Source organism: Enterococcus sp. AZ095a, from assembly GCF_050546735.1.
Lineage (GTDB): Bacteria > Bacillota > Bacilli > Lactobacillales > Enterococcaceae > Enterococcus_D > Enterococcus_D entomosocium.
This window is the reverse complement of record NZ_CP172953.1, coordinates 2,885,928-2,908,034: the sequence shown is the minus strand read 5'-3', so window position 1 is coordinate 2,908,034 and position 22,107 is coordinate 2,885,928. Positions and strand designations below refer to the sequence as shown.

The following is a 22,107-nucleotide window of genomic DNA, read 5'->3' as shown; positions in this document are numbered from 1 at the left end:
AAAATGCGTAAAGTGTTGATCGTTGATGATGAAGCATCGATCCGAAATGGACTGCCTCTGATCATCGATTGGGAATGTCTGGGGTATCAAATTGTCGGGTCGGCGGAAAACGGCGAAGATGGCTTGGCAATGATCCGCGAATTGAAGCCAGACGTTGTGATCGCTGATATCCGTATGCCGGGAAAAAATGGTCTTGAGATGGTGCAAGCAGCATCGGAGGAAGGGCTTTTGTTTTTTGCCATTATTTTGTCCGGCTACTCAGATTTTGACTATGCCAAGCAAGCGTTGCAACTGGGCGCTGTGACCTATTTGCTGAAACCAGTTGATGAAGAAGAGCTGATCGGTATTTTGACGAAAATCGATCAAAAAGCCAAGACCGATCAGCAGAAAAATCAGAAGAGTCAGTTGATGGAGAAATTGTTTGGCGGGGATCAAACGGGGATCAAAGACGCACAAGCCATCAAGCTATTGCGACTTTCCGAGGAGGCAGATGCCCAAAAGCTGGTTGAGAAATTGCAGGAGCAAGTGGCGCAAGTCATCACCTTGATCCATCGGCATCATCGGTATTTGGTTTTGTTAAACGAGGAACGCTTTCCCGACGAGGCGATCGATGCGTGGTGCCGCAAAAAAATGGCTCATCAAGAGATCTTGATCTCCCGCTGGTTTGCGGCGCAAGAGAACTTGAAGCCATTGATGATCGATATCCAGACATTAAGTAAATTGATTTTCTTATTTCCCAATCAAGTCATTTCTCACCATGTTTTGGATACGACCCAAGAAGCAGAAGAACGAAGCGATTTGCGTGAAGAATTAGTAAAAGCGATTTTGGCAAACGATCCGTTGGAACAGCCGTTATTCCGCTATTATCAAACCTTTTATCATTTATTGGCATTGGAAGAAGAGATCAAATGGCAAGTCAATGGCGACATCGAATGGCTGCAGCATCAAATCAGTGAAAAAGTAGCATTAGCGATCGAATGGTCGACAGACGAAGTGCATCAGCAGATTTTTCTCGCCCAAACGTTTCCGATGCTACAAGAGGTGATCACCGAAAAACTAGCAGACTTGCAAGCAACAGTCGCCAGCAGTTTGAACCAAATCGATATCATTGCAGAATTGATCCAATACACAAAAAAGCATTATCAAGAAGATTTGACCTTGAAAAAAATCGGGGAACGTTTCAATTACAATAGTGCCTATCTAGGCAAGAAGTTTCGCAAAGAAACCGGTAAAAATTATTTGGCGTTCTTGGATGAAGTACGAATGGAAAAAGCGGTGGAAATCTTACGTCATTCCAATCTAATGGTCTACGAAGTTGCTGAATTGGTGGGCTACAGCAATGTTGATTATTTCTATAAAAAGTTCAAACAATACCATCGGGTTTCACCGAATGAGTTTCGGAAAAATGAATAACCACAAAGATGTCCGTGATTTTCTACGGACATCTATTTTTTAGGGTAACGATGACTAAATTGCTTGGTAGGCTTTCTTTTTTTTCTTTTATATAATTTAAATGAAACTGTAAGCGCTTTTTGAACGGAGGAGGAGAAATGACAGATGTACGCCTGTGCTTTGATGTAGGCGGGACCTATATCAAATTCGGGGTTTTTACCGAGAAGAATCAATGGCTGGACCGAGGCAAAATCAAAACCCCGAGTAATACGCGGGATGAATTTTTTGCTGCCTTAGCTGCCAAAATACAAGAAGTCGAGCAAGCGCATGTTATCGAAGGGATCGGGCTGAGTTTTCCTGGTTTCATTGATTCAGTCAATGGCCGAGCGATCATGGCGGGGGCGTTGGCTCCTTTACACGGCTGTGCTGTCGTACAAGAGCTACAGCAGCGTTTAACCAAGTCTTATCCGATCTGGATCGAAAATGATGCGAAATGTGCTGCTTTAGCAGAACTCTCGACCGGCAATGCTACTGACGTACAAGATTTTGTCATGATCACATTAGGCACCGGTATTGGTGGCGCGCTCGTTCATCAGCGCCAGTTGATTCACGGAAATGGGTTTCGGGCAGGAGAATTCGGAATGATGATCACTGATTTTCAAGCATCTTCTTTTGCGACCCTCCATGACCTAGCTTCAACGAGAGGACTGATTGATGCCTATCGACGGGCAAAAGCGATTCCTGAATCAGAGGAGATTTTAGGCGAAACCATCATGCAGCAGCGGTCGAGTGATCCTGAAACGCAAGAGATTCTGAAACAGTGGGCACGTTATGTCGCACTTGCGATTTACAACCTAGCTGTCACGATGAATCCCGAAAAAATACTGATCGGCGGCGGCATCAGCCAAAACCCTGATCTATTAGCTATAATCAAACAAGCAATCAATGAGAACCCCCATTGGCCGGATTTCCAAGTGCCGATAGAGACTTGTCGTTACTATAATGATTCTGGTCTGTTAGGGGCGTTGACATTGATCCAACAAGGAGGAAAAAAATGAAATTTTCAGATGGCGGTTGGTTATTTCGTGAAGGATTTGATGTGAAATTTGCGGTGCATGTCTACGATGCCCGTAAAGAAGAAAACAAATTGGTCTTATATCTGCCTTATAGCTATGTCGGGCATAAAGGGGCAACACTGGATGGCGGATTGTTAACGATGGAAGTCGCTACCCCTAGAAGCAATATCATTGGGATCACCCTCTATAACTATAAAGGGGTCCAAGCCAAAGCCCCCGATTTTGAATTGATGACAGAAGCGATCACTCCTGATATTTCAGAAGACGAGCAATCCTATGTTTTTCGCTCCGGAGACTTGCAAGTCGTGATCAGCAAAGAGGAAAATGTGACAGCTTCGTTTTATTACAAAGAACAGCTGATTACCCAAAGCAAACCTCGCAGCAAAGCCTTAGTGATTGATCCGCAAGCAAATACCCATATCAGCGAACAGTTGACCCTGGATGTGGGAGAAACGATCTATGGTTTAGGGGAACGCTTTACTAATTTCGTGAAAAATGGCCAAAGTGTTGATATTTGGAATGCCGACGGGGGCACTGGTACGGAGCAAGCTTACAAAAATATTCCGTTTTATGTAAGTAATAAAGGGTATGGCGTCTTTGTCAATTCACCCGACCGGGTGCAATTTGAAGTGGGGAGTGAAAAAGTTTCTCGTGTTCAATTCAGCAATCCAGGACAAACGCTGCAGTACTTTGTGATCGCCGGTGATGAGTTAAAACAAGTGATCCAGCGCTACACTGATTTGACGGGGAAACCGTCGCTGCCACCTGCGTGGTCCTTTGGGTTGTGGCTAAGTACCTCGTTCTTGACGGATTATGATGAACAAACCGTAACATCTTTTGTAGACGGTATGGCAGAACGTGAGATTCCCCTTGAGGTCTTTCATTTTGACTGCTTATGGATGAAGGAATACGAGTGGTGCAACTTCACGTGGGACGAACGAACTTTCCCAGAACCGGAAAAAATGCTGCAGCGCTTGAAAGCCAAAGGATTGAAAATCTGTGTCTGGATCAATCCTTACATTGGGCAAAAATCACCCTTGTTTGACGAAGGGATGGCCAATGGCTACTTTTTGAAACGCGCCAATGGAGATGTCTGGCAATGGGACAAATGGCAAGCAGGTTTGGCGATCGTCGACTTCACCAACCCTGAAGCGGTCGCTTGGTACAATAGCAAGCTGCGTGCCTTATTAGACATGGGTGTGGATTGCTTCAAAACGGATTTTGGCGAACGGATTCCCACCGATGCGGTGTACTATGACGGCTCTGATCCAGAAAAAATGCACAATTATTACGCCTACCTATACAATAAAGTCGTCTTTGACTTGCTGAAAGAAGTCAAGGGAGCAGAAGAAGCCATCGTTTTTGCGCGGGCAGCTTCGGTTGGTTCGCAACGCTTGCCTGTACACTGGGGTGGCGACAGTACCTCAGATTATCCATCAATGGCAGAGTCACTGCGGGCAGGTCTGTCCTTTGGGTTAGGCGGCTTTGGGTATTGGAGCCACGATATCTCAGGGTTTGAAGCTGGCTCAACCCCAGACCTTTACAAGCGCTGGACACAATTTGGTCTGCTGTCTTCCCATAGCCGTTACCATGGCAGCTGGGAATACAAAGTGCCTTGGGTTTATGACGACGAAGCCGTGGCGGTAGCCAAAGCCTTTACCAAGTTAAAATTGTCCTTGATGCCTTACTTGCAAGCTCAATCGGTGCTAACCGCCCAAACGGGGATTCCGATGATGCGGGCGATGGTCTTAGAGTTTCCTGAAGACGAGATGACCCATCATTTGGATCGCCAATACATGCTGGGGGAACACCTTTTAGTTGCGCCTATTTTTAATGATCAAGGAACGGTCTCCTTTTACGTACCGAAGACGAAGGGGCATTGGATCGACTATTTATCTGGCAAAGCTTACGAGGGCGGACGTTGGTACCAAGAAACCTATGATTATTTCCACTTGCCACTGTTAGTCCGACCAAATCAACTGATTATCGAAGGCCATGAACAAACCAAAGCAGTCTATGACTATGCCGAACATCCAACGATCCATCTCTTTGATCCGCAAGACAAGACCGCTGCGGCTATCTATGATCACCACGGTGAGTGGATTGGCGAGGTGGCTGTTGAAAGAGTCGATCAAGAACTGATCGTCAAGCTGACAGGGATCCAGCAAGCATCCTTGCAGATTCACACGACTGCTGGAAAAACGAGCCATAAGCTGACGGCTGACCAAACCACGATAAAGGAGTTCTAGATGCCGATGCGAACCATCACGAATCCAATTTTACCTGGATTTCATCCAGATCCCAGTATTTGCCGTGTCGGTGAAGACTTTTATCTGGTGACGAGTACTTTTGAATATTTTCCTGGATTACCAATTTATCACAGTAAAAACTTGGCAGACTGGCAGCTGATTGGTCATGGACTTTCGCGACCTGAGCAGCTGCAGTTATCGACGGAAAATCCCAATGCTTTTGGTCTGTATGCCCCAACCTTGCGTTTTATCAAGGACCGCTTTTACCTCGTTTGTACCAACGTTGGGGCAAACGAAGGAAGAGAAGGCAACTTTCTGATCTGGACAGATGACATCGCCGGTGAATGGTCTGACCCGATTTGGCTGGACACCCCTGGGATCGACCCGACGATTTTCGCAGATGACGATGGGCAGACCTATTACTTAGGCACCCATAAGGAGATCTATCTGCGGACGATCAATTTGGCTTCTGGAGAATTAGGTCCGCGCCAAAACATTTGGACAGGCAGCGGAGCGGCTGATCCAGAAGGCCCCCACTTGTATAAAAAGGACGGCTATTACTACCTGTTGATCTCCGAAGGTGGAACGTCCTATGGGCATATGCTGACCATGGCCCGAAGTCGTTCCTTGACGGGCCCCTATGAAGCATGCCCCAACAATCCAGTGATGACCAATCGCAGCACGAATCTGCCGCTGCAAGCTACAGGGCATGCGGACCTCGTGCAAGATACCCAAGGCAACTGGTGGGCAGTTTGTCTGGCAGTACGCCCCATCAGCTATCCTTTGAGGCATTTGCTAGGTCGGGAAACATGCCTGCTACCGTTGGACTGGTCAAACCCATGGCCGGTGTTTGGCGAGGAAGGTCACTTGCCAGAAATCATTCAGGTAGACACAGCGGCGGCACCAAAGGAAACACAAAAGAAGAGCAGCAAGCCTGATTACGTGACTTTATTCGAATGGGACCCGACGTTGATTGAAGAAGAGCCGCATGGCTTCTTGCTGCATCCTAATCAGACGGGTCTATCTGATCAAGGCAAACTCGCCGCAGTGTTCCAACGGCAAACCGCCTTTGAGCAACAATTTCAGGCAACCTTTGATTGTCGGCAACTAACGGATGGACAAGCAGGATTGACGGTTTTCTTAAATGCCACCCATCACTATGAGGGATACCTAGAAAAAACGGCGTCCAGTCAGCAGCTAGTTTTCCGCCGACAAATCGGTTCCTTATGGAAAGTGGAAAAGAAACTGCCTTATGCAGCGGATACAGTCACCTTGCAGCTGAGCGCCGATAAAGAAACCTATCGTTTTTCTGTTCTTGATGAACAAGGACAAGCACAGCCTTTAGGCAGTGGAGAAACAAAATATCTGACCACTGAGGTCGGTGGTGTCTTTACTGGAATCATGGTGGGCTGTTACGCCAGTGCTTCTTCACCACAACAAACCGTTCGTGTGCGGGATTTCTAATCAATCAAAAGCCCCCCTTCGATTTCTGAAACAGGAATCGAAGGGGGGCTTTACTGTTTTAGCGAGGAGAAAATGAATCTTGGCTTAGATCGTGGATCCGCAAGGTAACTTGTGTGCCACTGCCCAGCACACTCTCGATCGTCAAGCCGTATTCAGGTCCATAAAACATTTTGACCCGATGATTGACATTGGCTAGCCCAATGTTCTTTTTGGCATGGGTGGAGGGCGTCTTGATTTTTTGCTGCAAGTGTTCGAGTTTTTCTGGCGGTATCCCGCTGCCGTTGTCTTGTACCACGATTACCAGATCATGGCCGTCTTTGGTGATCGTCAAACGGACAAACCCTGGATAGGTGATGCCTTCCAAGCCATGGGAGATGGCGTTTTCCACCAATGGTTGAATCAGGAGGGGCAATATTTGGACTTCTTTTTGGTCGATCTCATTGGAGACTGAATAGGAAAAGTTGACTCGATCGCCAAAGCGCATCCGCTGGATCTTGACATACACGTGAACCGCGTCTAAGGACTCTTCTAAGCTCGTTCGCTTGGTTCCGTGGGCTTCTAGCGTATAGCGCATCGATTTTGCAAGTAACTTGATGGCATAAACGACGTCAGAATTGCCGGAAGTCAGCGCCATCATACGAATCGTTTCTAATGTATTGAACAAGAAGTGGGGGTTGATCTGCCCCGCTAAGATATTAAATTCCATTTGCTGCTGCTGAGTCAATAGCTCTTGCTGCGCCAGACGCGAACGGTAGATCTCTTCTTCTTTTTTCTTGATTCGTTGAATGATCTTATGGAAATCAAGAGAGATCTGAGAAATTTCGTCTTCGCCGCTAATATTTTGAAAGAAATCATAATCCTCGATCGAGGCAAAGTAGACCGCCTGCTGCAGTTGAGAAATTCGTTTGGTAAAGAATCGAGCAAACAGAAAGACGATGATGAAAGTAGTGATCAAAATCACCAAAACGATCGTGCTCCAACGGATCAGATTGGCGCGTAGATTGCTATAGGCATTTGTATCCGCACTATAAATTGTGATGATGTCTTCTTTGTTACTCATGGGTAAGGTGCTTTTGGTGAGCATCACCTTGGTACCATCATCTTTTAAAAAGGCAGCACTCGTTTGCGGCTCAGAAAGAGTCGTAAGCTGTCCCGGTTCACCGACTTGATTGATTTTGTCGCTATAAAAGATGACATCATCATTTAACTGTAATTCCAATTCATAGGATGAATTACGAAGTCGGTTGCTGAGATAATTATAATCGACTTGGATCTCCAAAACGGCAGTTTCTTTTGATAAAGGCAAAGGCAACGTTTTATAAAGACTCAAACGATTTGCTTTGTAATCCTCTGGCATCGTCATCAAAAAAGCATCGGGTTGCTTGAGGGCTCGTTGGTACCAGGCGGTCGCTTGAATTGTGTCATCTGCCTGTTGAAAATATTTATAGTTCGGAATGGTTTGATTCGTCGTATAGATAGTTAATTTCGCAATCGAGGTTTGAAGATTTCTGATCTCATCTAGCTGATCATAGCTATTGATGTCCACGATCGCTTCTTGGTCGTTAAGGTAATTGGCAGTTAAAAGCTGACGTAGATGAGTATCGTTTGATAAGGAACTCGCCGTGTTGGTCAGCGTGTTTGTTGTATCAAAAAGAACAGATTTGACACGCTGAGCATTCAACTCTGCCAAGTGTTGGTAATTGCCTGTCAGCTGCTTGGTTGAATCGTAGACCAATAAGAGACCAATAGTCACTGTGGATAAAAAAACAACAGGCAGATAAAGAATGAATAATTGTCGCCGAATGGAAAACTGACTCAGACGACGAAAAAGTGAGAGATGACTGATTTTTTTCATGCTTGCTGATTACGAAAGATGGAAAGCAACAGGAACGAACTACAATAAATAACGAAAGAAAAGCCAAAAATCAACAAGAGGAATTTAAACAACGGAAATAAAACAACAAAACAAAACGCAGCGATAGGAATAAGCGCGAGGGCTAACGAACGGATAGGGTCCGCGATCGGTAACAGAAACGCGTTTTTTAATGTTTGCCTAAAGCTGTTTTCATAACGTCCAATTAACGCGAGGCAATAGACTAACACAATAAACAGATAAATAGCTGTAACAATTAGAACGAAGGCAAAAATACTGGCAAGAATGGTTTTTGAGGAAAACCAAAACAAGCTACTATACAGTAGTGCTACCATGGGCAATCCAAGAAGGAGAAAACTACCGGTGGCTTTCATAAAGTTTGCTCGTAGCGCTCGGACATAGCCCACGATCAATTCACCACGCTCTTCATCCGCATAACGAATCGTCACTTCATAAAGGGCAGCTGTCGCAGCTCCAATCGTAATAATTGGCAAACAGCTAATGATATATAGTAAATTTAACAATGTGAATTGTGAAAAAACGGTGGTTATTTTGTACAGTTGACCATCAGGATTGTACTTCATTTTTATCCCTCCAAAATTGATATATTCCTATAGTACTCGCAAAAAACAAATTTTGAAAGCCTTACCATTTAGGTGTCTTTTATCTGAAACCTTGATATATCAGTATTCTTTATAAATAAAAGAAAAATAAAGTCTAAAATGTACGGATTGACCTCTATTTTTAACAGGTGGCAAATAAGATTTCAGGTGCTAGTATTAAAAATGTAAAAGCGGTTACAAAAAAGGGGGAGGAAAATGGAAAGTAAATTAAGCAGTGTCCCAAGAAAAAATAAGCGGGTGACACGAGAAGGGAAGATTTTGTTTTTATGTATCGTTCCCTTTCTGATTCTCGTGTTTTTGTTCTCTTATTTTCCTTTGCACGGATGGATTTATTCACTTTATGATTACAAACCAGCATTAGGTTTAGCGCGCAGCGAGTTTGTAGGCTTCAAATGGTTTCGACTTCTTGTCTCTAGTCCAACACAAGTGGATCAGATCGTACAAGTAATGAAAAACACCTTTGCCATGAGTTTTTTAGGGATCGCCACTTCGATCCTACCAGTAGGCTTCGCCATTTTATTGAACGAAATCAAGTGCAAATGGTTTAAAAACTTGGTCCAAACGCTGACCACGCTGCCGAATTTTATCAGTTGGGTTTTGGTGTATACGATCGCCTTTAGCTTGTTTTCTTCAACAGGGCTGGTAAACACGTTGCTGCAAGAATGGGGCTTCGTTACAGATCCAGTCAAATTTTTGGATAGCGGCAATCATACGTGGCTAATGATGTGTCTTTGGAATATTTGGAAAGGCTTGGGCTGGGGTGCCATCATGTATCTTGCAGGCATTTCAGGAATTGACCCCGAATTGTATGAATCGGCGCGAATCGATGGGGCGAATCGTTTCCACCTGATGCGTCATATCACACTACCTGCCTTGATGCCGACGTTTCTTGTGATGCTGATGCTGTCTATCGCCAACTTGTTGAACAACGGGATGGATCAGTACTTTGTTTTCCAAAATGCATTCAATCGAAATACGATCCAAGTCCTCGATTTGTATGTCTACAATTTAGGGATGGGTGGAAATAGTCTATCTCTGGCTACCGCGATCAGTATGCTAAAAAGTGTCATTTCTGTTGCCTTGTTAGCCATCGTCAATATTGCGTCGAAAAAAATTCGGGGGACTTCCATTATTTAGGAGAGGAGGATATCTATGGAACTATCGATTAGTGAAAAGAAAAAGGCGAAAAAAGTACCCAAACGTGAAAACCTGACGTTTAGTATCCTCAATTATACCTTTTTCTTTCTGATTACGTTGATTTGTGCGTATCCTTTTTATTACTTGATTATTAATTCAATCAGTAATAATGAGTTGAGTGCGTTAGGACAAATTCGCTTTTTTCCACAAGAGATCCATTTTGAAAACTACAGTCAAGTGTTACAACTAAAAGGGTTGCCATTAGCCGCAACCGTTTCGGTGGCTAGAACGGTGATTGGAACAGCAGCAACCGTCTTAGCTTCAGCCTTCTTAGGCTTTATGTTTACCCAAGAAAAAATGTGGAAACGAAAATTTTGGTATCGCTTTGTCGTGATTACAATGTATTTCAATGCAGGGCTGATTCCATTATTCATCACGATGAAGACATTAGGTTTAACGAATAATTTTTGGGTCTATATTTTGCCGGCTGTCGTTCAGCCTTTTAACATCATCTTAGTGAAAACCTATATTGAGTCAATCCCCAAATCGTTGCAAGAAGCAGCTGAAATGGATGGAGCTGGCATCATTCAAGTATTCTTTCGGGTAATTTTACCCAACTGTACGCCGATTTTAGCAACAGTCGCGATCTTCTCGGCAGTTGGTCAATGGAATTCTTTCCAAGATACACTGATTTACATTACGGATCAAAGTCTCTACTCCTTGCAATACCTTCTTTATACGTATATCAATCAAGCCAATTCGTTGGCACAAATGGTCAAAAATACATCGGGATCACTTTCCAATATCGCTTCAGCTGCAACAACGCAGACACCGACTTCGATTCGCATGACCGTTTCAGTCATTGTTGTTTTACCAATCATGTTTATTTATCCGCTTTTCCAGAAATATTTTGTCAAAGGAATTATGTTGGGTGCGGTGAAAGGTTAATAAAAAGAAAGAGGGAAGAAAATGAAAAAAATGTCGAAATATGTAACAACAGGTTTGTTAGGCATGACATTGCTAGGTAGTTTAGCCGGCTGTGGAGGGGCGGCTGACTCTGACACAGACGCTGCTTCCAGCGAAAGTGGCTACGATGAAACGATCACGATCGATGTCTATAATGGGCTAGCCAACTATATGGGGATGCAAGAAGGTTGGTTTGCCAAAATCGTGCGGGATAAATTCAATATGGAATTGAACATCATCGCACCAAACGTTGCTGGAAACGGAGACACTCTTTATCAAACGAGGACGGCAGCAGGTGATTTGGGCGATTTGATCATTGTTGATAATGGCCAACAATACAACGAATTGGTTGAAGCTGGTTTGTTGACCGATGCGAGCGAGTATTATGAAACTATGGAAAATGTTCAGCGCTTCGATGCGGCTGTTCAAAATCTAAACAAAGATGCCGATGGTCTATATGGCTTTCCAACTTCCGTTTCTACATTAAAAGCCACCGATCCTTCAGAAGGATTAGATCCTACATTTGGTGCTTATGTGCGTTGGGATCTTTATGGGGATCAAGGATATCCAGAAATCGGTACATTGGAAGACCTGCTTCCTGTGATTCAAAAAATGCAAGAAGACAATCCAACAACAGATTCTGGGAAAAAAGTTTATGGGTTTTCTCTATTCAGCGATTGGGACGGCAACATGATGAATGCAGGCAAACAGCTGGTCACCTACTATGGGTACGATGAATCAGGTTTTGTCTTGGCAAAAGCGGATGGTTCTGATTATCAAAGCATTCTCGATAGTGATTCTGAATATATTCGCGCACTTAAGTTTTATTTCCAAGCCAATCAAATGGGCTTAGTGGATCCAGAATCAACGACGCAAAATTACGATACACTTTTTGCCAAATTCCAAGAAGGACAAGTCTTATTCTCATGGTGGCCTTGGTTAGGTCAAGCGGCTTTTAATACGACTACGAACTTGAATGAAGGAAAAGGCTTTATGTTGGCACCGATTCAAGACCAAAAAATCTTCTCTTATGGTGCGGAAGTTTACGGTGGCAAACAATTTATCGGGATCGGTTCAAATGCCGAAGACCCAGAGCGAATCGCAGCCTTTATTGACTGGCTCTACTCTTCAGAAGGCGTGTTAGCAAATTCTTCTCAAACAAGCGGTAGTAGTGGCCCTGAAGGCTTAACTTGGGAAATGAAAGATGGCGAGCCTGTCTTAACTGAGTTTGGGAAACAAGCTTTGCTAGATGGCGATGGGGATGTGCCAGAAGAATATGGTGGCGGAAGTTACAAAGATGGTGTATCCGCGCTAAACGTCAATACGGTATTACCGATCGATATCAATCCTGATACCGGCTTCCCATATGCTTATACGATGTGGGAAAGCTATCAAAATGAAACAACCGATCCTGTAAAAGAAGATTGGTCAAAAAATATGGGTGGTGCAGAATCGACCATTGGCTATTTAGAGGAGAACGACCAATTGTTAGTTGCCCCTGGTGCCAGCTATGTAGCGCCAGAAGATAGTTCAGAGATCTCTACGTTGCGGAACCAAGCCAAAGCGACAATCATCGAGTACTCTTGGCGAATGGTTTTTGCCAAAGATGAAGCAGAATTTGACCAATTGCTAAAAGAAATGCAAGAAACAGCAGACGGCTTAGGCTATCAAACAGTGCTAGAATTTGACATGAATAATGCGAAAGATCAAAACGAAAAACGGGTAGAAGTAGCGAAAGAATTTGGGGACTAATCAAAAACAAAGAATCATAAAAATGGTTGGTCAACGGTTCCTTGACAAAAGTGAGTAAACAGCGTTTGGTTAAGCAATCACTTAAGAAGATTGATCCAGCACCAGCGGATCAGTCTTCTTTCTTTAAGGAGGAAAACAATGATAGTGGATAAAAAAGATCGTCTGCTTTTTATGGGGGATTCGATCACAGATAGTAATCGAAATTATCAAGCGATACCTGCGGGATGGTCGTCATGGGGGGACGGCTATGTTCATCTGATCAACGCCTATACCACAGCATTACTCCCACAAATGGAATTAATGATCGTTAACCGAGGCATCAGTGGAGATACAGTCGTCGATTTGAAGAAGCGTTGGAAGGATGATGTATTGGCATTTCAACCAGATTGGGTAACGATCATGATCGGTGTAAATGATGTGTGGCGGCATTTTGATGGCACATTTGCTCAAACGGAACTGGTGGGGATTGAAAGATTTGAATCAGAGTTGCGTGATTTGATCGCTCAGACATTACCGAGTGTCAAAGGAATGATTCTCTTGACCCCGTTTATGGTTGAAGCCAACAAAGAAGATCCACTAAGAGAAATGCTTACCAACTACCAACACGTGCTTGCTAAAGTAGCGCAAGAGTATGGTATCCTTTTAGGAGATACGCAGGAAAAGTTTGATGATTTTTTGCTTTATCAGTCATCCTATGTCTTAAGCAGTGATCGTGTGCATCCGTCGACTGCAGGACATGTGTTGATTGCAAAAACATGGCTGGAAACAGTCGGTATTTTGGAGGAAAGACCATGATCACAGTAGAAACGATCCACCAAGTCGCGCATCAAGGCCCCTTTTTCCCAAATTGGCAATCTTTGGGCGCTTTTGTTCTACCGGAATGGTTCCCCAAAGCAAAATTTGGGGTCTTCATTCATTGGGGATTGTATAGTGTTCCTGCATTTAATAACGAGTGGTACTCCAGAAATATGTACATCAAAGACCATCCGGAATACGATCACCATATCAACACCTACGGTCCGCAAAAAAACTTCGGCTACAAAGACTTTATTCCCATATTTACTGCAGAAAAATTCGATGCAAATGAGTGGATTCGACTGATCAAACAAGCCGGTGCCAATTATCTTTTTCCCGTTGCAGAACATCACGATGGGTTTCAGATGTACAAAAGCGAGCTTTCTGAATGGAATGCGGCAGTTATGGGACCGAAAAAAGATATTCTTGCGGAATTAAAAGAAGCAGCTGAGGAACAAGGCCTGCATTTTTGCACCTCATCTCATCGTGCCGAACATTGGTTTTTCATGGGACATGGTAAGGAATTTGACAGCGACATCAAGGAACCGTTAGAAAAAGGCGACTTTTATTGGCCTGCTATGCCAGAACCTGATAATCAAGATTTGTATAGCGAGCCATATCCCTCAAAAGAGTTTTTAGATGATTGGCTACTGCGAACCTGTGAACTCGTCGACAACTATCAACCAGAGCTGCTGTATTTTGATTGGTGGATCCAACACGAAGCCTTCAAGGAGCACCTGCAAGTTTTCGCTGCTTACTATTACAATCGTGGGGCTGAATGGGGCAAAAAAGTTGGTATCTGCTACAAACACGATGCCATGATGTTTGGTAGTGGTGTCGTGGAGATCGAACGGGGAAAATTTGCCGAACCACAACCTTTTTACTGGCAAACGGATACAGCGATCGCTCGCAATTCATGGTGTTATACCACAACGTTGGATTACAAAACAACGCGTGAGATTTTACAGGATTTGATCGAAGTCGTCAGCAAAAATGGCAATCTTCTTTTGAATATCGGGCCGAAAGGGAATGGTTCGATCCCAGAAAAAGATCAAACGATCTTAAAAGAAATCGGTGCGTGGCTGGATGTAAACGGTGAAGCCATTTATGAAGCGAAACCATGGCGCAAAGCCGGGGAAGGACCCACGACCGTTGTCTCAGGCCAATTTCAAGAGGCACAGGCGACGACATACACGAGCCAGGATTTCCGCTTTACGGTTCAGGGGGATTCGTTGTATGCTATTGGCATGGCAAGTCCTGAGAATGGACACGCAAGGATCCAAGCACTGGCCCAGTCTAAAGATCAAAATTTGCCAGAATTTCACGGCATCATCCAAACCGTGACGATTCTAGGACACGAAGAACAGCCTATTGATTGGCAAGTGACCGATGAAGGCTTGCAACTAACTTTTGAACCAATTGAAACCGACCAACCAATCGTCTATAAAATTACAATGAAATGAGGCGCAATCCGTGATACATGAAAAAAGAACCGCACTTTTACCAGAAAGCCAAGCCAGTTTAACCACGTATGTCATGGAAAATTCTCCTGAAATGGAACCAGATCGTGTTCGACCAGCGGTCATCATCTGTCCTGGCGGCGGCTATGAAATGTTGTCTGATCGCGAAGCGGAACCCATCGCCATCAAAATGATGAGCTTTGGTTTCCAAGCCTTTGTGTTGCATTATAGTATCAAACCGGCTGTCTATCCGTTAGCCTTAAAGGAATTGGCGGCTGCCGTTCGTCTTGTGCGCACCAATCATGAGGTCTGGCACGTCGATCCTGAAAAAATCATTGTTGCCGGTTTTTCAGCTGGTGGTCACTTAGCTGCTAATCTGGGTGTGTCTTGGCAGCAACTTTTTCTAGCAGAGGCTTTACAAGGAGCCAATGAAGAATGGCGACCTAACGGGTTACTGTTGAGTTATCCGGTCTTATCTAGTGGTGAACTTGGGCACCAAGATTCCTTCCGTTCATTATTAGCAGATCGCTATGAAACAGAAAAAGCGGCTTTGTCTTTAGAGACTTTAGTCAATGAACAGACACCGCCGACGTTTCTTTGGCATACGTTAGAAGATGGATTAGTCTTGGCGGAAAACAGCCTCCTTTTTGCCGAACAGCTGCGCAAATTTAATATACCTTATGAGCTGCACATTTTCCCTCGCGGTGGTCATGGACTAAGTTTAGGAACACCGGAAACCGCCAACGGCAATCAACACGGGATCGAAGCATCGGTTGTCCGTTGGCCAGAATTGTTTGCTGATTGGGTGAGGTGGAACATCTAAGAGGAATTCAAAAAAACAGTATAATCTTTAATCAATCATCTTTGTCTAATTCTCAAATCCGTTTTTTCAGCAGTATAAAAAGGATTTACTGAAAACATAAGATTGAGTGCTTGGTTCATTTACAAAATTAGGAAAGCGAAAGGAGTATTCAGTGAAAGTCAGATTAAAAGACATTGCAAAAGAAGTAGGTGTATCGATCGCAGCCGTTTCTCAAGTGTTAAATGACAAACCGATTCGGATCACAGAAGAAAAAAAACAGCAAATCAAGCGCTTGGCGGCAGAAAACAATTATACGCCGAATGCTGCGGCTAAAAGCCTGGTTTTGAAAAAAACCAATACGATCGGACTGATCATCCCAGATATCAACAATCCTTTTTTTGCCAACTTGGCCAAGGTCTTAGAAGATTTGCTGCGAAAACAGGGGTATCTGCTGATTTTGGTCAACTCAGATGATAAAGTTGACGTTGAGAAGGAATTGATTCAGCTCCTGATTGACCGCAACGTTGATGCGTTGATCATCGCCCTTTCAACCGAATCCTACGCGGATGAGGTACAAACCAAAGAACGATTGAAGAATCTTTCGGTTCCAATCGTTTTGGTTGATAGAGGAATAGATAACTTTGAGGTCGATCAAGTCTTTTATAATAATCGGCATGGGGGATATATTGCTACCAGTGAGCTAATAAAAAAAGGACACAAAAAGATCGGCACGATGATGAACCCTGATAAAAATATCAATTGTGTGTATCGATACCAAGGCTATTTAGATGCGCTGAAGGAATTCAATCTCCAACGAAAAGACAGTTGGCATGTGGTAACAAAGTTCCAATTTGAAGACGCCTATGAAAAAGCAGACATTCTCCTAAAAAACCGAGATGTAACCGGCATTGTTGCTGGCAACGACTTGATTGCATTGGGAATTATGAAGCGTGCCAAAGAACTAGGAATCAAGGTTCCAGAGGATGTTTCGATCGTAGGATACGACAATCTTGTTTTGAATGATCTTTTAGAAGTATCTCTAACGTCTGTGGAACAAGATGTAAATGATTTAGGTGAAAAAACGGTTCTTGCCTTGATGAATGCAATCAGCGGACAGAAGCCACGTTACGTCCAATTGACACCTAGATTGATAAAAAAGAACAGTGTGACTGAAAGAGTTTCCTAGCGAAACTCTTTTTTTACTATTGACAGCGCTTTAAAACGATGCTATTCTTTGTGTGAACATTAGATAAAACGCTTTATCAGATGTTCGCTTTTTTTTAGAAAAATGATAAAACGTTTTATCAAAGGTGAGAGGAGAATACGTATGTCAAAAAAAGAAGTCATTATTGATACGGATCCGGGGATCGATGATGCAGTTGCGTTGGGAATTGCTCTATTTAGTGAAGTCTTGGAGGTCAAGTTGATCACGACAGTGGCCGGAAATGTCGGTATTGAACATGTCACCAATAATTTACTGAAACTGCTTTCCTTTTGGGATTTGTCGATTCCAGCAGCACAAGGTGCATCTCAGCCACTAACGCGAGCAGTCAAAGATGCCAGCGATGTTCATGGGGTCACAGGAATGGCCGGCTATTCATTTCCAGAACCAGATCGTTCATTGCTGCTGGAAACTTCAGCTGTGGAAGCGATGTATCAAACGATCAAAAAGAATAAAGAAAAAATCACAATTGTCGCATTAGGTCCTCTAACGAATATTGCTCTTTTACTTAAGATTTATCCAGAAGTCAAAGAAAAAATCGATGAGATCGTTTTAATGGGCGGAGCCTTAGGCAGAGGAAACTTTGGTGTATTGTCAGAGTTCAATATTGCGATTGACCCCGAGGCTGCAACGATTGTTTTTGAGAGCGGCTTACCACTTTCTGTAGCACCATTAGATGTGGGCGCCAAAGCGCTTGTTTACCCAGAAGACAGTGCAAAAATCAAAGAAATGAATCAAACCGGAGATATGATGGTTCAATTATTCAAAAAATACCGTGGTGGCAGTTTTGGCACGGGGCTGAAAATGTATGACAGTTGCGCGATCGCTTATCTTTTGTGTCCAGAGATGTTCACTGTTCAAGAGACTTTTGTTGCGATCGAAACACAAGGAGCCTACACAGCAGGTGCGACAATTGTCGATCTCAACAATCGTCTGAAGCAGAAAAACAATTGCCGTGTTTGTGTCGATATCGATGAAGCGCTCTTTAAAGAATGGTTTTTACAGGCAATCAGCAAGTGTAAATAGGAGGGGAAAGAAATGATAGAAGCGATTTTAGTACTCGTTGTTTTGGGGATCGTCGGATATTTTATTATTAAGAGTTATAATCCAGCATTGATTTTGATTATTGGGGCACTTGCCTTGCTTTGTGCATCCGTTGCTTTAGGAAATCCGCTTTACCCAGAAGGCGAAGGGACTGGCTTGGCCTTATTCGATATTTTTTTAAAGCTTAAAGATACGATCATCTCTCAAGTAAGTTCTGCTGGTCTAGTGATCATGATCTTATTCGGATATTCAGGTTATATGAATCTCATTGGTGCCAATCAAAAAGCTGTCAATATCCTGGTTCAGCCAATGACCAAAATCAAGTCTAAGGCATTATTTATTCCGATCGTTTTCTTATTAGGGAATTTGATGTCGTTAGTCGTCCCAAGTGCATCTAGTTTGGCAATAATTTTGATGGCAATCCTTTATCCACTGCTTCAAGGGATTGGTATCTCTTCCTTAACAGCAGCCGGAGTTATCGCAATGACTGCCACGATCATGCCGACGCCATTAGGTGCGGATAATGTGATTGCGGCTCAGACATTGAATTACAACATCTTAACTTATGTTCTGTACCATGCGAAAATTTCCATCCCAACATTGCTGATCATGGCCATTGTTCATTACTTTTGGCAAACGTATTGTGATAAAAAAGAAGGCAAAGATGCCTTTGTAGAACTAAAAGAAATTGAAAGTAAGTCAGAAGAAACGGCTGTTCCTGGATTTTATGCAATTTTACCACTACTTCCTTTGGTGTTGATCATTATCGTTGGTATAATCGGTATATTCAAAGAAGGTGTAACAATGGATATTTTCGTCCTAACGATGATTTCCTTTTTTGTCGCATTACTGATTGAATGTTTGAGAAAGAAATCTTTCAAAATCGCGCAAGAAAGTGCAGTGGAACTATTCAAAGGAATGGGACAAGGGTTTAGTCAAGTAGTCATGTTGGTTGTGGGTGGATCATTATTTACCACAGCTATCCAAAGCTTAGGAGTGATTGATTCACTAATGAGTGCGGTAGAAAATTCTCAATCTGCTGGCGTGTTAACGGCATTGATATTCAGCGGCGCAACCGCATTGTTCGGTATTTTGAGTGGCGGAGGATTGGCGATGTTTTACGCTGTGATTGAACTGATTCCCGATATTGCCGCTAAAGCGGGAATTGACGGGATTTTGATCGCCTTGCCAATGCAGATGATCGCCAATCTTGGCAGAACGATCTCACCAGTTGCCGCTGTAATTATGATTGTGTCTTCTTCAATCGACGTCAGCCCTGTTCGGTTACTGAAACGAACCAGCGTTCCAACGATCGTTGGGATTATAGCAGTGGTCATTTTGTCGTTGGTATTGCTCCCTTACTAGAGTCATGAATGAACTTCAAAGGGCGTCACGACAAGAATTAGCAGAGATTTTTCAAATGTTCATCGAAGCAAAGCAGCAGATGAATAGAAGGAAAATCTACCAGTGGACTGATACTTATCCCTCCCTAGAAATCTTAGCGAAGGATATCGAGAAAAAGGAACTGTTTGTGTTGAAGGATGAAAATAAAAACATTGTAAGTGCCGGTGTTTTGTCAGTTGACTCATTGTCAAATTGTAGCAAAGAATATCATGGGATAAGAACGATTCAGCGACTCGTTGCGAGACCATCTCAAGCGGGGCAAGGCTTTGGCCGCCAGTGGATCAGAAGCTGTTTGGAACAACAGTGTGATGAAGGGGAAACACTTCTTTCAATCACAAATCATACCAATCTGCCCATGCAACGATTATTTGTAAAAACAGGGTTTTTAAAGGTTGGTGAAACGACCATTGAGGGTCGGGAAGCCTTTGGTCCTTTTTATATATTCAAGAGAAATAGGTGATTTTTTGAGTAAGATAACGATTTTAGGTAGTGTGAACATGGATATCGTGATCACGACAACACGAATGCCGAGGATCGGCGAAACGATCATTGGGGAGCAAATTGATTATTTTGTCGGGGGCAAAGGAGCAAATCAAGCAGTGGCAGCTTCTCGTTACGGTGCATCAACAAAATTTTTAGGGAAAATCGGGGAAGATACTTTTGGGGAAAAGGTTTTTCAGCACCTCAGCAGAGAAGCTCTCGATTTATCGGCTGTTTCCCGTGAAAAAAATATGTTCACAGGAATTGCGAGTATTTTTAAATTAGCAGAGGATAATTGTATCACTGTCGTCCCCGGTGCGAATGGACTGATCGATGAAGCCTACGTTCAGCAAACAATCAGTGAACTTTCACAAGGGGATATCTTACTTACTCAACTGGAAATTCCTGTGGAAACAATCAAACAAGCATTGATTCTTGCCAAAAAAAAAGGAGTTCTAACGATTTTGAATCCTGCTCCTTACAATGAAATCGTACCGGAACTCCTGCCGTATATTGATATTTTGACACCAAATGAAACGGAATTTGCCGCTTTGATCGGTAAAGAGGCCATTTTGGAAGACGAAATTGAGCAGGTCATGGCTGATTGGCAAAAAAAATATGACACGCGAATCGTTGTCACACGAGGAAGCAAAGGGGTAACATTTGTAGAAAAGTCACAAGTTGTGACGATTCCATCGAACAAAGTTTCAGTTGTAGACACTACCGGTGCGGGGGATACCTTTAATGGCATCTTGGCAGCAGCTTTAGGGGAAGGAGCCGATTTTTATGAAGCCGTTTGTATGGCGAATAATGGAGCTAGTCTGTCCGTTCAAAAGCTGGGGGCTCAAACAGGAATGCCACTAAAAAGTGAAATAGAAGAGTTTATGAAGCAGCAGGTTGATTCATTTACCTGAAAGACTATGTACAATTAGCAAACGACTATTCCTGAAAAAAGGCATCTGCGCCTCTAAAAAGAAGCGCAGATGCCTTTTATATAGGTAAGATTTATGCGGTGAAAACAACTGTTCCTTGATAAAAGCTTTTGCTGACGAAGCCTTTACGGGCAACGAATTCTGCCGTACAAGTAGCTGGTGTCAGTAAGAAATCAGCCGAATCACCAACCTTAGGCCATTGCTGCGCACCGTTTTTATCCAACGGGACTTTGCCATCCGTGACTAAACCTAATGCTTGCGTCAAGTCTTCCTGACTTTTGACGGCAAAAATCTCTAAATAGCGGGCCAGTTTTTCTTGTAAAGAACCATCTCCTAGAGAAGACCAAGAATCATAGACGTTGTCGCAACCAATATGAACAGCAACGCCATAGCTTTGCAATTCCTTAAGCGGTGGAATCGTGCCAGGGCTGATGGGAATACTTGAAATGATGTGGATCTCTAAATCTGCTAAGGCTTGAAAGACTTCTTTGCGTTCTGTGCCTTCAAAGTCATTTAGACCAAAGGCGTGACTGATCGCCACATTTCCTTGCATATTGAATTCCTTCGTCAAACGAATCATTTCTTTGACGGTCGCTCTACCAGCTTCTTGCCGATCGTGAAGATGGAGGTCAATCCCGACATGTCCTTTTTGAGCAAGTTCAAAAGTTGTCCGTAAGGAAGCCTGGTAATCTTGATCGAGTGTATAAGGATCAACACCGCCAATAAAAGATGCTTTGCCCGTTGCTAAGGCTTCTTCAATCAAAGAAGCAGCATTTGAGCGCAATAAGCCATGTTGTGGGAATAAGACCAACTCCGAGCCAAAAGGTTGTTCGGCAACTAATTCGGTAATCGCATCAAAATAACGCAGCTGAGTCATTGGTTCAATATCAATATGTGAGCGGAACATCACCGCACCATGAGGCAGTTCTAAATCGATCAGCGCTTGTCCGCGTTCTTTGATCGATAACGGCAAGGCATCTAATTGGGGAATCTCAGTTTCAAATCGTTCCACCAAGCTAGCTGCCGGCGTTACTGGACGCCAAGGAGTACCTAATTTACTTTTGTCCAAATGACAATGTTTTTCGATCAATCCTGGCAACAATAACTGATTTCCCCCATCAATGATCGTCGCTTCGCTTGATGCCTGCCATTCGGTCATCGGCACGATCTCCGCTATTTTTCCATCATTGATCCCGATTGCTGTATTTTCTGTTTTGGTTCCATAAGACCAATCGCCTTCTTTTAAATAACTCGTCTCAAGTTGTACATTTGTAAGCCATAAATCCAAGAAATCGCCTTCTTTCGTATTTGCTTCATGGTATCACAAGTAAAGCTGGTTCCCAACCAAATCGCTTGCAAAAAAACAGACAATCTAAAACGTTTTAGTATTTACGCGATTTTCCATTAGGAAATCGGAAAAAATAAACATTATTTTT

18 protein-coding genes are annotated in these 22,107 nt (G+C 43.3%); 15 read left to right on the top strand and 3 right to left on the bottom strand.

The genetic code is table 11. The annotated features are described in order from the left end of the window. The first annotated feature begins 3 nt into the window (after positions 1–3). From IGJ26_RS13350 to IGJ26_RS13335, 4 genes are all read left to right on the top strand, one after another. Entirely contained in the window at positions 4–1,413 is a 1,410-nt protein-coding gene (locus IGJ26_RS13350) for a response regulator (RefSeq protein ID WP_061053206.1), read from the top strand. A 137-nt stretch (positions 1,414–1,550) separates the two neighbouring features. Continuing rightward, on the top strand, positions 1,551–2,450 hold the full coding sequence (locus IGJ26_RS13345; RefSeq protein ID WP_016621642.1) for an ROK family protein: 900 nt from the start codon (positions 1,551–1,553) through the stop codon (positions 2,448–2,450). Continuing rightward, positions 2,447–4,717, top strand: coding sequence for an alpha-xylosidase (gene yicI, locus IGJ26_RS13340; RefSeq protein ID WP_144330912.1), 2,271 nt, complete (start codon positions 2,447–2,449; stop codon positions 4,715–4,717). Before IGJ26_RS13345 ends, yicI begins: the two co-directional genes overlap by 4 nt. Then, a complete protein-coding gene (locus tag IGJ26_RS13335; protein WP_194199231.1) occupies positions 4,718–6,181 on the top strand; it encodes a glycoside hydrolase family 43 protein in 1,464 nt (487 codons plus the stop codon). Positions 6,182–6,239: 58 nt separating this feature from the next. Here the strand turns inward: IGJ26_RS13335 and IGJ26_RS13330 are convergent, their stop codons facing one another. Next, entirely contained in the window at positions 6,240–8,036 is a 1,797-nt protein-coding gene (locus IGJ26_RS13330; protein ID WP_194199232.1) for a histidine kinase, read from the bottom strand. Then, complete coding sequence (locus IGJ26_RS13325; protein ID WP_005234068.1) at positions 8,033–8,638, bottom strand: YesL family protein; 606 nt, start codon at positions 8,636–8,638, stop codon at positions 8,033–8,035. Before IGJ26_RS13325 ends, IGJ26_RS13330 begins: the two co-directional genes overlap by 4 nt. Before the next feature lie 234 nt (positions 8,639–8,872). On the opposite strand from IGJ26_RS13325, the gene IGJ26_RS13320 reads away from it, so the two are divergent. The 11 genes from IGJ26_RS13320 to rbsK all read left to right on the top strand — a co-directional run bounded on the left by IGJ26_RS13320 (position 8,873) and on the right by rbsK (position 20,653). Beyond that, a complete protein-coding gene (locus IGJ26_RS13320; protein ID WP_005228459.1) occupies positions 8,873–9,814 on the top strand; it encodes an ABC transporter permease in 942 nt (313 codons plus the stop codon). Between the two features lie 15 nt (positions 9,815–9,829). After that, entirely contained in the window at positions 9,830–10,762 is a 933-nt protein-coding gene (locus IGJ26_RS13315; RefSeq protein ID WP_016612763.1) for a carbohydrate ABC transporter permease, read from the top strand. Positions 10,763–10,783: 21 nt separating this feature from the next. After that, positions 10,784–12,532, top strand: coding sequence for an ABC transporter substrate-binding protein (locus tag IGJ26_RS13310; protein WP_005234070.1), 1,749 nt, complete (start codon positions 10,784–10,786; stop codon positions 12,530–12,532). A gap of 138 nt (positions 12,533–12,670) precedes the next feature. Then, a complete protein-coding gene (locus IGJ26_RS13305; RefSeq protein ID WP_005234072.1) occupies positions 12,671–13,327 on the top strand; it encodes an SGNH/GDSL hydrolase family protein in 657 nt (218 codons plus the stop codon). Next, positions 13,324–14,790 carry an alpha-L-fucosidase gene (locus IGJ26_RS13300; RefSeq protein ID WP_005234073.1) on the top strand — a complete coding sequence of 489 codons (1,467 nt, stop codon included), beginning with the start codon at positions 13,324–13,326 and terminating at the stop codon, positions 14,788–14,790. The genes IGJ26_RS13305 and IGJ26_RS13300 overlap by 4 nt, the downstream gene beginning before the upstream one ends. 10 nt (positions 14,791–14,800) lie before the next feature. Next, on the top strand, positions 14,801–15,610 hold the full coding sequence (locus IGJ26_RS13295) for an alpha/beta hydrolase (protein ID WP_194199233.1): 810 nt from the start codon (positions 14,801–14,803) through the stop codon (positions 15,608–15,610). Between the two features lie 151 nt (positions 15,611–15,761). After that, positions 15,762–16,775, top strand: a complete 1,014-nt coding sequence (locus IGJ26_RS13290) for a LacI family DNA-binding transcriptional regulator (protein ID WP_008380606.1) — start codon at positions 15,762–15,764, stop codon at positions 16,773–16,775. Positions 16,776–16,916: 141 nt separating this feature from the next. After that, positions 16,917–17,837 (top strand): ribonucleoside hydrolase RihC, encoded by a 921-nt coding sequence (gene rihC / locus IGJ26_RS13285; RefSeq protein ID WP_008380607.1) that lies wholly within the window; start codon positions 16,917–16,919, stop codon positions 17,835–17,837. Positions 17,838–17,849: 12 nt separating this feature from the next. Beyond that, positions 17,850–19,220 carry a C4-dicarboxylate transporter DcuC gene (gene dcuC, locus IGJ26_RS13280; protein ID WP_194199235.1) on the top strand — a complete coding sequence of 457 codons (1,371 nt, stop codon included), beginning with the start codon at positions 17,850–17,852 and terminating at the stop codon, positions 19,218–19,220. A 55-nt stretch (positions 19,221–19,275) separates the two neighbouring features. Further along, a complete protein-coding gene (locus IGJ26_RS13275) occupies positions 19,276–19,719 on the top strand; it encodes a GNAT family N-acetyltransferase (protein WP_140965277.1) in 444 nt (147 codons plus the stop codon). Between the two features lie 4 nt (positions 19,720–19,723). After that, positions 19,724–20,653, top strand: a complete 930-nt coding sequence (gene rbsK / locus IGJ26_RS13270; RefSeq protein ID WP_086332658.1) for a ribokinase — start codon at positions 19,724–19,726, stop codon at positions 20,651–20,653. Between the two features lie 91 nt (positions 20,654–20,744). Here the strand turns inward: rbsK and IGJ26_RS13265 are convergent, their stop codons facing one another. Further along, positions 20,745–21,959, bottom strand: coding sequence for an amidohydrolase family protein (locus tag IGJ26_RS13265; protein WP_005234080.1), 1,215 nt, complete (start codon positions 21,957–21,959; stop codon positions 20,745–20,747). Positions 21,960–22,107: the final 148 nt, after the last annotated feature.

What these genes read in the sequence shown, in the direction of transcription:
- IGJ26_RS13335 (WP_194199231.1), top strand. Translation starts at nt 4,718, where the DNA reads ATGCCGATGCGAACCATCACGAATCCAATTTTACCTGGATTTCATCCA.
- dcuC (WP_194199235.1), top strand. Translation starts at nt 17,850, where the DNA reads ATGATAGAAGCGATTTTAGTACTCGTTGTTTTGGGGATCGTCGGATAT.
- IGJ26_RS13345 (WP_016621642.1), top strand. Translation starts at nt 1,551, where the DNA reads ATGACAGATGTACGCCTGTGCTTTGATGTAGGCGGGACCTATATCAAA.
- yicI (WP_144330912.1), top strand. Translation starts at nt 2,447, where the DNA reads ATGAAATTTTCAGATGGCGGTTGGTTATTTCGTGAAGGATTTGATGTG.
- IGJ26_RS13315 (WP_016612763.1), top strand. Translation starts at nt 9,830, where the DNA reads ATGGAACTATCGATTAGTGAAAAGAAAAAGGCGAAAAAAGTACCCAAA.
- IGJ26_RS13310 (WP_005234070.1), top strand. Translation starts at nt 10,784, where the DNA reads ATGAAAAAAATGTCGAAATATGTAACAACAGGTTTGTTAGGCATGACA.
- IGJ26_RS13305 (WP_005234072.1), top strand. Translation starts at nt 12,671, where the DNA reads ATGATAGTGGATAAAAAAGATCGTCTGCTTTTTATGGGGGATTCGATC.
- IGJ26_RS13275 (WP_140965277.1), top strand. Translation starts at nt 19,276, where the DNA reads ATGTTCATCGAAGCAAAGCAGCAGATGAATAGAAGGAAAATCTACCAG.
- IGJ26_RS13325 (WP_005234068.1), bottom strand. Translation starts at nt 8,638, where the DNA reads ATGAAGTACAATCCTGATGGTCAACTGTACAAAATAACCACCGTTTTT.
- IGJ26_RS13320 (WP_005228459.1), top strand. Translation starts at nt 8,873, where the DNA reads ATGGAAAGTAAATTAAGCAGTGTCCCAAGAAAAAATAAGCGGGTGACA.
- rihC (WP_008380607.1), top strand. Translation starts at nt 16,917, where the DNA reads ATGTCAAAAAAAGAAGTCATTATTGATACGGATCCGGGGATCGATGAT.
- IGJ26_RS13300 (WP_005234073.1), top strand. Translation starts at nt 13,324, where the DNA reads ATGATCACAGTAGAAACGATCCACCAAGTCGCGCATCAAGGCCCCTTT.
- IGJ26_RS13350 (WP_061053206.1), top strand. Translation starts at nt 4, where the DNA reads ATGCGTAAAGTGTTGATCGTTGATGATGAAGCATCGATCCGAAATGGA.
- IGJ26_RS13330 (WP_194199232.1), bottom strand. Translation starts at nt 8,036, where the DNA reads ATGAAAAAAATCAGTCATCTCTCACTTTTTCGTCGTCTGAGTCAGTTT.